This window comes from Bacillus sp. JJ722, from assembly GCF_036963345.1.
GTDB lineage: Bacteria > Bacillota > Bacilli > Bacillales > DSM-1321 > Bacillus_AD.
Window position 1 is genome coordinate 1 of sequence record NZ_JBALMO010000327.1, and the last position, 11,418, is coordinate 11,418.

The 11,418-nt window shown below is 38.3% G+C and carries 10 protein-coding genes; all 10 read right to left on the bottom strand.

What is annotated here, in order from left to right:
- Positions 1 to 708: 708 nt before the first annotated feature.
- On the bottom strand, positions 709 to 942 hold the full coding sequence (locus V7014_RS25215) for a hypothetical protein (protein WP_335511543.1): 234 nt from the start codon (positions 940 to 942) through the stop codon (positions 709 to 711).
- A gap of 55 nt (positions 943 to 997) precedes the next feature.
- A complete protein-coding gene (locus tag V7014_RS25220) occupies positions 998 to 2,608 on the bottom strand; it encodes a hypothetical protein (RefSeq protein ID WP_335511545.1) in 1,611 nt (536 codons plus the stop codon).
- Position 2,609: 1 nt separating this feature from the next.
- Positions 2,610 to 3,485: an ABC transporter ATP-binding protein gene (locus V7014_RS25225; protein ID WP_335511547.1), complete on the bottom strand. Its 876-nt coding sequence runs from the start codon at positions 3,483 to 3,485 to the stop codon at positions 2,610 to 2,612.
- Positions 3,486 to 3,635: 150 nt separating this feature from the next.
- Positions 3,636 to 4,724 (bottom strand): sensor histidine kinase, encoded by a 1,089-nt coding sequence (locus tag V7014_RS25230; protein ID WP_335511548.1) that lies wholly within the window; start codon positions 4,722 to 4,724, stop codon positions 3,636 to 3,638.
- The gene (locus tag V7014_RS25235) at positions 4,714 to 5,439 is read right to left on the bottom strand and encodes a response regulator transcription factor (protein ID WP_335511550.1); all 726 of its coding nucleotides are present in this window, start codon (positions 5,437 to 5,439) and stop codon (positions 4,714 to 4,716) included. The genes V7014_RS25230 and V7014_RS25235 overlap by 11 nt, the downstream gene beginning before the upstream one ends.
- Before the next feature lie 440 nt (positions 5,440 to 5,879).
- Positions 5,880 to 7,259 carry a catalase gene (locus tag V7014_RS25240; protein WP_335511559.1) on the bottom strand — a complete coding sequence of 460 codons (1,380 nt, stop codon included), beginning with the start codon at positions 7,257 to 7,259 and terminating at the stop codon, positions 5,880 to 5,882.
- Between the two features lie 201 nt (positions 7,260 to 7,460).
- Complete coding sequence (locus V7014_RS25245) at positions 7,461 to 7,928, bottom strand: hypothetical protein (RefSeq protein WP_335511551.1); 468 nt, start codon at positions 7,926 to 7,928, stop codon at positions 7,461 to 7,463.
- 299 nt (positions 7,929 to 8,227) lie between these two features.
- Positions 8,228 to 9,337, bottom strand: a complete 1,110-nt coding sequence (locus V7014_RS25250; RefSeq protein ID WP_335511553.1) for a lactonase family protein — start codon at positions 9,335 to 9,337, stop codon at positions 8,228 to 8,230.
- Between the two features lie 433 nt (positions 9,338 to 9,770).
- On the bottom strand, positions 9,771 to 9,899 hold the full coding sequence (locus V7014_RS25255; protein WP_335511555.1) for a hypothetical protein: 129 nt from the start codon (positions 9,897 to 9,899) through the stop codon (positions 9,771 to 9,773).
- Positions 9,900 to 10,216: 317 nt separating this feature from the next.
- The gene (locus tag V7014_RS25260; protein ID WP_335511557.1) at positions 10,217 to 11,137 is read right to left on the bottom strand and encodes a VanZ family protein; all 921 of its coding nucleotides are present in this window, start codon (positions 11,135 to 11,137) and stop codon (positions 10,217 to 10,219) included.
- Positions 11,138 to 11,418: the final 281 nt, after the last annotated feature.

An 11,418-nucleotide genomic window follows, 5' to 3' on the forward strand; every position in this document is an offset into this window, starting at 1 on the left:
TTATAATAGTATTATATGTTATTAAGAGGAAATGTAAAAACTCTCTACTTTCTTTTTAAGCTAATCTGCTCGTCGTATTATAAGAAAAGAAAAAAAATGATCAGAGACTAAATTTAAGTTGCCTTTGTTACTCTTAAATTATTTAAATTTGTTAGCTTGCCTATCAACAAATTTACTTAGTTTCGCAAATTCTTCAGGTGTAATTGAACGGAAGCTAACCGACACTTACTTCCCCATTCATAATCGTTATTGTTATATGTTATGTCCTTTCTTCTTCAACTAAAGCACCTTTTACTTTAAGTGTAATTATTCACAAATTTAAACGATTTACTAATGAAAACTCAGTTCATTCATTACAGGAATGCTGTCCGTTTGTTGCTGTATAGCGATAATAAAGTTATTGAATTTTGTTTAAAAAAGATAAGAGCCTTACTACATTCTATACGTAGCCAGGCTCTATAAAGTTGTTTCAAATTACTTTCATCTGTCTAATTAATACTAGTTTAAGAAGATTAACGGAGCTTCACACTGTAAAACCTCATTGCTTTTGGAATCTGTCCTTTGAGAATTACTGAATACCTCGGCTGTCCTATTTTACAGGTCATCACGTTTTTCCATAATTTTACTCATTTCCAATGCTATAAAATCTGTAAGTAAGGAAACATATTCCTAAATTACAGGATAATAGCAATACCCAAGAAGGTAGAACTATTCTTTACCCGCTGAATAGGTGAAAAGTGAAACAACAAAGCCAATTATGATCACTACAATCAGTGAACCGATCAGTAGGAGAAGTGAAGCCGTCATACCTTCATAGGAGGTTGTGCCGATAACAATCGGAATCTCAATCAACGACTGCGTCAGTATGAACAGGAAAACACCTATAGCAAGTCCAAGAAGAACAAAATTTTTCATGATACCGGCAAATGATTTTGATTTCATATTTATTTCCTCCATTTTTCATATAATTCAAACAACTTTCATGATCTGCGCACCACTAAAAGTCTTGTGCTAAACGTTTTCTTAACACATAAGTGACCATTATTAATCCGATGCTGATTATTATATAAATTGAACTCATCATCCAGGAGCTTCCCTCTGCTAATCTTGTGTCTAGAAAATCTAGATAAGGCATTTTGTTAAAAGGACCCAGATACCAGATGATCATGTATAAAACCTCAAAGGTACGATTTGTCTTGGTTAGCACTCCGGCGGCGAGAGATAAACTTGGAATCAGAAAAACAGCAGAAACCCAATACATTAAATGTCCAAAATCTCCTTCAAGGATTAATCGTATGATCATGCCTCCCCCTGTAATGCAGGTCAGCAAAAAGCCAGCGACCCACACCGCCGCTAACTGACGAGTGGAAAAACATGGGCTAGAAGCTATTAAATATTGCGTTTGATAGCGTGTTTCCCGACTTCCCATTCCAGACCAGAGCAACAGCGGCCATATCCAGGCTACAGGCCAAATCATCCATTGTAATGAGGTAGTAACGGGAAAAACAAGACAAAGGATAAACAGGATGCCAGCGACGACATACCAACCCAGTGAAGCGCTCTTCATCATCAAGCGCCATTCTGCATGCACTATAGATAGAAAGGAATCATGAACGGTCGCAGGAGTAAGTGTAGACACATGGACTCTCGAGACCACACACTCATATTTTCCCTCCAAATCAATCCCAGCGTTATCAAAATCAATGAGTATATTCGCACTGGTCGATATTTTCGAGGATTTCCTCCGTTTCCACCTTTCTCTCCCTGCTTCATTCCTAAATCCATGGAACAACAAAACGGCCACAAGAATTAACAAGAGGGCAAATAGAAAGAGAGACAACTGCTGTAAAAGAAGGGCTCCGGTCCATTCCACGCCACTCCATTCAAACAACTCTAGCGGTGCATCAGGAACAAGAATACCGATACTGTACGAACCTGAAAAGTCTGGTTTAATTGAAGTAAGCTCTTTTATCATAGACGACGTTATGACGTTTGGACCGAACGTCATGTAAATTGAACCGGTACAGTAGATAAGGAAGAGAATGAAATAAATTACATTGCCCAGTCCGCCATTTAATTCCTGTCGTGTTTCAAACAGCACAGCCAAGACAGCAACGACAGACATCGTGGGGAGCGTCATAATTAGAAATGGAGACAACAGAGACCATAGTTCTACCCGCATCTCCTCTCCCCGAGCCAACTGCATGATTATTGCAACTAGAATGACGATCCCTACGATGATAAACAAAACGGCATAATTACTGATCGCCTTTCCGATCAAGTAGTGCAGTTTCTTCACAGAGGTCGATGCGATGATTTGTCCAACTCCAGATCGTTCATCCCGCTGGATGCTATTTTTCACCAAATAGAAGCCAAACAAAGTCAAAAATAAGGTGGTGGAGATAGCAACCGATCCGCCTACCCAAGCTGAGTTATATATACCCCGGTACTCATCAAGATAAAGCGTGACATACCCAGCTTCCACAGGGGGCACGAAGAAATAAGCTGCTAAAATAGTAACTCCCAAAATGACTAGAAATGAATAGTGTCTGATTCTTTCGAGTAGATCGGCTCGTGCAATTTGATAGATTGTATGGATTACACCCACGCTATGCACCCTCCCTGTCCACTCTGACGTACAAGTATGCATCTTCAAGGCAAGGTGACACTGCTATCGCTTGTGGAAGCGGAGGTTCATCCGAGATGATACGAAGCTGCAGTCCATCCTCTCTTCGAATTGTGCCACTAATCGTCCATCTGGTTCTCGCTTCCTGTAATCCTTGATTTTGGATGACGACTGACCACACCTTTCCTTGCACATTGTGCAAGAGTAAAGCAGGATCCGACTTCGTCAGTAATCGACCTTTGGATATAATAGCAATTTGATCGGCAATCGCTTCAATATCCGATATGATATGCGTTGAAAAAATGATAATCCGTTCACCAGACAAGTCCGACAGCAGGCTACGAAATCGCATACGCTCTTCCGGATCTAACCCAACGGTCGGCTCGTCGATGATGAGCACTCTTGGATCATTCAACAGTGCCTGTGCAATGCCAATCCGCTGGCGCATTCCTCCAGAGAAACTACCGATTGGACGCTTCAGGTTATTATGAAGATTCAGAAGTTCGAGGATTTCCAAGATCCGGGTCTTCATCTGCCGGCCGCCTAGGCCCTTCAAGGCGGCTACATATTCCAAAAATTCGATAGCATTTAGATGGGGATACACACCAAAATCTTGAGGTAAATAGCCCAGTGTGGAGCGTAACTCATCAGGTTTCTTTCGAATATCTATCCCATTCCACGTGACCGTTCCAGTCGTCGGTTGTGAAATCGTCGCAAGGATACGCATGAGCGTAGATTTACCAGCGCCATTAGGTCCAAGCAGACCGATGACTCCCGGCTTCAATTGTAAGTTAATGTCTTGCAGTGCCCATACGTCTCCCTTGTATTGTTTACATACTTGGTGTATCTCCAGAAGCATACCTTCACCCCTTACTACTCTAATATAAACCTAAATTGACTTGCCCCATCAGTCATCAAGCATATGACTGACGCGGCAGCACAACCTGGTTTCATAGAATATTGTATCGCATGAAAGTAAACCGAAAGTAAACGACAGACAAAACACAGCTTAATTATGTAGCGGCAACTTAACGGATATTGAGGTTCCTTCATCAACACCGCTAGTCACATTGATGTCTCCCCCGTGCGCCACCACCAACTGTTTCGCAATAGCCATACCGAGTCCGGTACCCTCTGAAAGTACATCTGTAGAGGTTCCACGGTAATACCTATTAAACAGACAGTCAATTGCCTCCTCGTCCATCCCTATTCCGTCATCCGCAATATCAATGTACAGATGGGAGTTCCTCATTATATGAATTTTAACGTTTGTACCTGCAGGATTGTGAAGAATGGCGTTGAGCATAATGTTGTGCAGTGCCCGTTGGAGCAACTTAACGTCCAGCAACGTTTCAACATGTGATTCAGTAGTTTCGAGAGATAGATTGTATCCGACAGCACGAGGATCGTTGGTCACATCAACCACGATTCGCCGAACAAATTCTATCAAATCTGTTTGTTCCCACTTTAAAGGGGGCTGCCGTTCGTCCAACCGAATAGATAAATTCAAATCACTGATAAGATCCTCCATATGGCTGGCCTTTTGCTCGATTTCCATCAGAAACTTTATTCCTTCTTCTTTAGTCCAGTCATATTGGGAGGAAAGCATCATCGAAGAATACCCTTTGATATAAGTGAGCGGGGTTTTTAAATCATGGGAAATACCGGCGATCCACTCCGTCTTCATTTTGTCTACCCGGCTTCTTTCCATCTTGCTATCCTCCAAAACGTCAGATAATGTATGCAATTGGTTAATCAGCTCTTTATACAAGCGGTACGGTCTTTTTAGTTTCTTCACTTTGCTAGAGTAAATCTTCTGATGTTTCTCCGGATCAACGTATATTCCGTTGGCCAGACGATTAATCCAACCAATAATATAATAAAGTGGCTTTCCTATTGACCAACCGAAAACGATCAAAAAGCATACCATAATGATGAACAAACTGATCAACACCCAATTATCCTGCTTATCCCCCTCTTGCGGTAAAATCAATTCTGTTAGAATCGATAAACCAGCACTTATTACCAAACAAAGTAGAACAAGACTGATCATTACATGTCCTACAAGACGAAGCCCCAGACGGAATTTAAACTTCATCGGTAACCACCTTTTGCGGTGAAACAAATTTATAGCCGATGTTACGTAAATTTACAATGAGTTTAGGATCAGACGGATTGGCTTCAAGTTTTTTTCTAAGTCTGGAAATATGAATAACGACAGTTTTTTCATCGCCCAAAAGAGCCATGCCCCAAACCTTTTCATATAATTGAAGGGCGGTAAATACCTGATTAGGATGTTCGCACAGAAAGAGCAGCAATTCGAATTCTTTGGCCGGGCAAGGAGTGTCGATTCCATTTACGATCAGTTGAGCAGCGCTTTTGTTAACAACAAACAAACCGAAATCCAAAATGTCTGGTTTCAGTTGAGTAGGAGATTTATACAGGTTTTGTCGACGCAAATGTGCTTGAATTCTCGCCACAACTTCCAAAGGATAGAACGGCTTGGTGATATAATCATCCCCTCCGATGCCAAGTCCCGTTAATTTATCGAAATCACCTGAGCGGGCGGTCAGAAATAGAATGGGAACCGACGTATGCCTGCGGATTTGTTGACACAGTGCGAATCCATCCGTATCAGGGAGCATAACATCAAGCACAACGAGATCAAATGAAGCAGATTCCACCTGGAGCATAGCTTCCTCTCCCGTGGTTGCCGTAACGATCCGTTTAAATCCTTCTTTTTCTAATAGCGTTTTCAACATTGTCAAAATGCCTTTCTCGTCGTCAACTAACAAAATATGCTCGTTACGCAACCTTATCTCCACCTTTACGTTTGTAATATTGAAGGACTGCATTTCTAAAGTGAAAGCTTTCTTTCCTCAGGTCTTCCATTTCATTTTATTCTTCTGCTATATTCGAGAAAAAAGCTTCATATCCTTCAATCTTGCAATAAAATCGAAGGATAATTTAACGAATTACCCGAAAGAATTCTCCTTCCTCCTTGTCAATTTGACCGATAATTTGCGTATATTTTAAGTGTTATTTTGCACATCTAACTTAAAAAACCCAGCTACCTTCATATGAGAAGATTAGCTGGATTTCTGAACACCAACGTTTTAGGGGCGTATCTGTTGATTTATCAGAAATAATGAATATTTACGCGTCTATCGAGAGTGGTAAAAAGTATTTAGAGGCCGTTATACTTAGCGTATAGGACAATTTAATCGTAATAATGATGTTTTTTGTCTCCTTATCACTTTTTCATTTCAATCTCAATTCTATTTGCTAAGTCAGATGACACTTTACCGAAATACACCATAACTTTCTTTCTAATATCATCAGATATGACTTTCAAATCATTAGCTAAATTTTCGGCAAGATGTTCTTTTTCTATTTGACTTAACCTTGTATAGAATTCACCAGCTTGACCAAAATCATCTTGCCTTGTAATAGAAGTTCTTTCTAGTTTGCCTTCAATATATCTTCCATTACCACTTGTAATTTGACTATTTGGTGTCCAATTTTGCTGTTGGTTAACTGGCAATTTACGAAATTCAGTTCCGATTCTTCTTCTTTGAGAATCACTATAAATATTGGCACGCCCCTGCAAAATTTTATCATCAGATAATTCTACGCCGTCTAGTAAATTTGAAGGGGAGAAGGCTATTTTTTCTACTTGTTCCATATAATTATCAGGATTTTTATTTAGTACCATTTTGCCTATTGGTATTAGGGGATATTCTTTTTCATCCCATACTTTTGTATCGTCTAAAGGATCATAAGAAAGATTTTCTTCATCCTTTGGGTCCATCAGCTGTACATATAAGCCATATTCCACCGGTTTACCACCCGCTATCGCATCGTGTAAATCTTTACCAGCGTAATCAGGATTTTCAGCGGCTAGCCTATTTGCCTCTTTGCGACCAATGTATTGTACACCTTCAAATGGGTACCAATGATATTTAACGTACTTTCTATTACCTTGAGCATTTCTCCAAACATATGTATTTACACTATGTCCTGGAATGCGGCGAAGGCTTTTTACCGTACCAGCATCAGAGTATAAACGTACAACAAAATGCATCGATTCAGGCGTTCTTGCTACAAAGCTCCACATGCTATTAGGATCAATTAAATTATTTTTGGGTGAAGGTGAAAATGCATTGATAAATTCCGGAAAACGTATCGGATCACGAATAGAAAAGACAGGAATGTGATTACAAACAAGGTCAAAAACGCCTTCTTTTGTATAAAATTTTGTAGCAAAACCAGTTACATTTCTAGATGTATCAGGTGTCCCTTTTATACTGACAGCTAACGAAAAGCGAACCATAACAGGAACTTTCTGATTAGAATTTTGTAAAAAGCTCAGTTTTGTATGTTCAGACATTGAATATATCGTTTGAAAATAACCAAATGCACCAAATCCTTTTACATGAACAGGTCTTTCTAAAATCTTTTCATGTATAAATTCTTGTAAGGTTTCATGTAGTACACTATCTTGTTCCAGTACGGGTCCTCCAGATCCGATCGTCTGAGAATGAAGTTTAGCTGTCTGATTGGTGATGTCTCGATTCTCATAATGGCTTTCCTCTAAAAAAGCTTCCCTCTTTTTATGATGTTTTTCATTCATTAATATGGCCTCCAAAATTGAATTTCCAGTAATCATTACTAAATATGATTTTTGAGGATCGTTTATGTATCTTCTTTTTTTATTTTCAATATTCATTAGAATGCTTAATTTGTATGGTGAAAAATTCGGGAACTAATAAACTTAGTAATGCACAGATAAAAGCCTGTATTGTCACTTAGGGAGTGGAATAAAAAGAATTATTTATTTTACTTCAATAGAGAACGCATAATTTCCGTCTCCTTGCTCCCAATCAGCTAATATATGAAAGACATATATTCCTTTTTCTTTTGGAGCCACAATTGAATTATTTTTCACTTCAATGTTTTCTATATTATCTTTATCAATCCATTTCTCTACTTCCAGTGTTTCAGCAATCGGTTCTTTCTTAAAATCAAATTTAATTTCTTCATTTGGAGATACAACTGTTGGTTTATGTTCTTTTGCCATATCTAGCGGACTTGTATAAATCTTATCTACACACTGGGCTGATAATAATCCATTCCAACAATATGAACCTTGTGTAGTGGCAATTTTTGTATTTCCTACTGTGACAGTTGGTGTAGGTGGTTCTGAACGAAATGGTTCAAAGACAAATAAACCTATAACAACCAATCCAATGATAATAATTGCAATAATAAGCTTTCTAATTGTATTCACCCCTTTATCCAAAATAGACTTATTGAACCAATAAATAGTTTCAATTGCTATTCAACAATCCTGCCTGTTAGCAGGATAACCAAAAGAAGCTGATAACAGCTCCTAATATTGAAGTAAAGCATCCTTTAGTTGAATAAGAAATATCAATTTTCACCTTATAAAACCAATACAATTATTAAGGAATACTGAGCATTAAGTAAAAGAGCGTATTTACTTAATGTATATAGGGAACCGTTAAAAAAGCTACCAATCTGTCGGCAGCCTTGTTTTTAGCAACTCATCTATTAACTCAATATAGTGAACGGATAGAATCAAAGAACAGCCAACCCTTGTGATCCAAGATAAGGAATATTAGTCCAGGCAGCAACCTGCACTCTAACCAGACTACCATCATCTTGTATATTAAATACTGAGACTGTACCCTGATTTCCGTTAAGGGTGTAAAAATGCCGCCCATCTTTACTCACCCCGACATCCATCGGCAGACCAGGTGCTGTACCTGGCGGTGTACTGGTAATATGCCTCACCAGCGACAGCGCTCCATTGGGCTCAATTCGGTAGGTGGATATGATGCCGCTTAAAGTGTTGGTAATATATGCAAAACGCTCATCCCTTGTTGGTATAACCCAGCATGCAGTCTTATATCCGTTTGGTACAGAGCCACTGATCACTTGAAGGATCCCGTCATCGCTCAAAGAATAAGATGACAGCGCATTTGAAACTGCTTCTGTAACTAAGAGGATTCCAGAGGATAAAAAATATGCACCCAATGGTCCTTGACCATAAGAATCATTAACGATTGGTCCTGTAACCATACCATTTTTATTAACATGGAATACACTGAGATGGTTTGAAGTAAGTTCGGTTACAAGGATCTTACTGCCATCAGGAGTAAAGAGAACCTGCGCCGGTTGAGCATTGAAAGTGCTGAGGGAGTGGGTGGATCCTAGAAAAGGAGTAAGGCGTCCGTTATCATCGATGTAAAAACCTGTGATATTGGATGTAAAATTGTTTGCGGGATTACCTACATTTGATACATAGACAAGATTACCAAACACATCTACACTATTTGGCTGAGCACCTCCAGATGGCTTTACATCCACGATGACAGGTGTTCCGCTATCGGTTATGATGAAACTGCTGATACTATGGCTTCCTGCGTTAACGGCAAGTAGGAAACGTCTATCACGGGACAAAGTTAGGGCGCCTTGCGAAGCAAGGGGATCGATACCATCATTTGCTGTTGCAGTGGAGACTTCCTTTGTTCCAGTACCTTTTCCATAAGTTGGGGATGATCCGACAAAAGTGAGCATTCCATTCATGTCCCTGTAAAAGGCAATGATTTGATTCATCACTTCATTATTGGTCATCATGTATACCATACTAGCAGTTCCACGAAAATATTTGTTCATAATCTGCATGTTATGAATCTCCTCCTCTCATAATTTTATATGGTGCTTTTGCCATTTAAATTCTCCAAATGGGTTAAAAATTGGTTCAAAAGAGAGGTGGATTATCATTCACTTATCCCACAATCCGTTACTTCAATAAGAAAAAGCGTCCCTATCGTAACTTTTTTACAAACATCGTGACTTTATTTCAAACTCACACATCGTCATTTCCTCCAATAAAAAAAGAGAAGCAAAGTTTTTTATTAAAAGTCAAGAAAATAATTATGAAGCCCTATAGTTTAATAATTTATTATAATGTCACACATTATATAGGGCTAAAAGGAAAGGATAGATGAACAGAGAGTATACCTTTCGTACAACATATGACCTCATTTTCTACAACAACATTTCATTTATTCAACTAACACATCTGCTATTGTTTTATTTTAGTCTAAAAAACTTATTATTGTGTGTTTTGTTGCTCTCTTGGATCAATACCATATTTATGTCCAACTTCATAAAAAGTAGCACCATAGCCACTTAATTGACCTGTTAAAACTCTATCTAAATCGGCAACTGTTAGATTGTCCATCCATACTGATTATTTAATCCATTCATATATTGCGTTTTCATTTTCTCTTGTGCTTGCAAATCAGTTTTTGTTTGATTTAGTTGTGTTTGCAAGGCTTGTACCTAAAACGAGTAATGGTCATTCCTTTTCCGGCACAAATTCTATTTGATGCTGCTGTTGCTTTGAAATAAAGTTTGATCAAAATGGATTCTTATCCAGCAGATTTAAGTTTCGATTTTATAAAAAAGTTTAATTATTTTCTATCTGTCTGTCTGCTCTACAATCGTGCCATATTTGTTGAAAACGTTGCAAAGCAAGTCCCTTACAATCTTAATTCTTCACTCCCACCAATGCTTCATTTCACTGAATCCAACGTCCCATAATTTAGCTTTCCCGGAAAGGACAATCGTAATTTCGTTTACTTTGTCAAAAAACGGTAAGATTAAATGTTCTGCCCCATTATTATATTGTTCATTGTACTGAGCTCTTACTTTTCCATCTGCCAGTATAGTGACTTCTCCCTTGAAATCACCATTGTCTGGAATGCCAAAATAAGAATAGAGTATCATATCTTTCTTGTTCCCCAAGACGTAAGTGTATGATTTGCTTTTATCCCCTTCACTGTTATACAGGTTCATTTTAGGTTCTATTTTCTTGCCAGCTACGGTGAAACTTGGAAGATTCTCAGCCATAGGCATGGTTCCATTCATTTCTTTCACATCGTGTAATGCTTGAATCGGGCTTTCTCTTGTCGCTACAACATAATTGATAGTTTCCGAGACCACGATTACCCCAACTAGAAGAACACCAATAGATAGAGCCGAAGCAATAAGCTTTTTATAAGAAATTTTTGAAGAAAATCCAACTCTATAGGCGATAAAACCTATCGCTGCACCTAATGTATTGGATATAACATCATCTACATCAAAGCTGCCAAGATAAGTTAAAGCCTGCAGCGATTCCAGAACGAGAATCGTCAAAACAAACAAGGATATGAACTTCCCAAAACTGGAACGATACAACAAAGGCATTACTACTCCAAAAGGGATAAAAGCTGCAATGTTTCCAAATTGGAATAACCATGAAAAAGTTGGTTCTGGAAATCGAAGAGGAACTTTTTCCGGAACAAACATAAATGTATATCCATAATTACTGGTTGAATGATCTACTCTATTAAAAGCAAAGAACAAAAAATATAAAATTAAAATTGTATATAAAATGGTGCCTGCAATGATGAATTTCCGTAATTTCACTTCCATAATCTCTCCTTAATTTTACTAATTTTAACTTGGTCCATTGATATAGATGGGATGTTAAGAACTAAGTTTCCTCTGCTTGTGTTAATGGGTGAAATTCGTCTCCAATTATTTACTACTCTTACCTTAATAATAACTTGATCGCCTTTATACGTAACATCAACTTTATTTTAATCATTGAAACATTTGAATCTGCATCCAACCACTTATAATTGATGCTACACCCACTCCGACACAAATCAATCCAATTATTAAATTTCAATTTACATACATATATATGTATG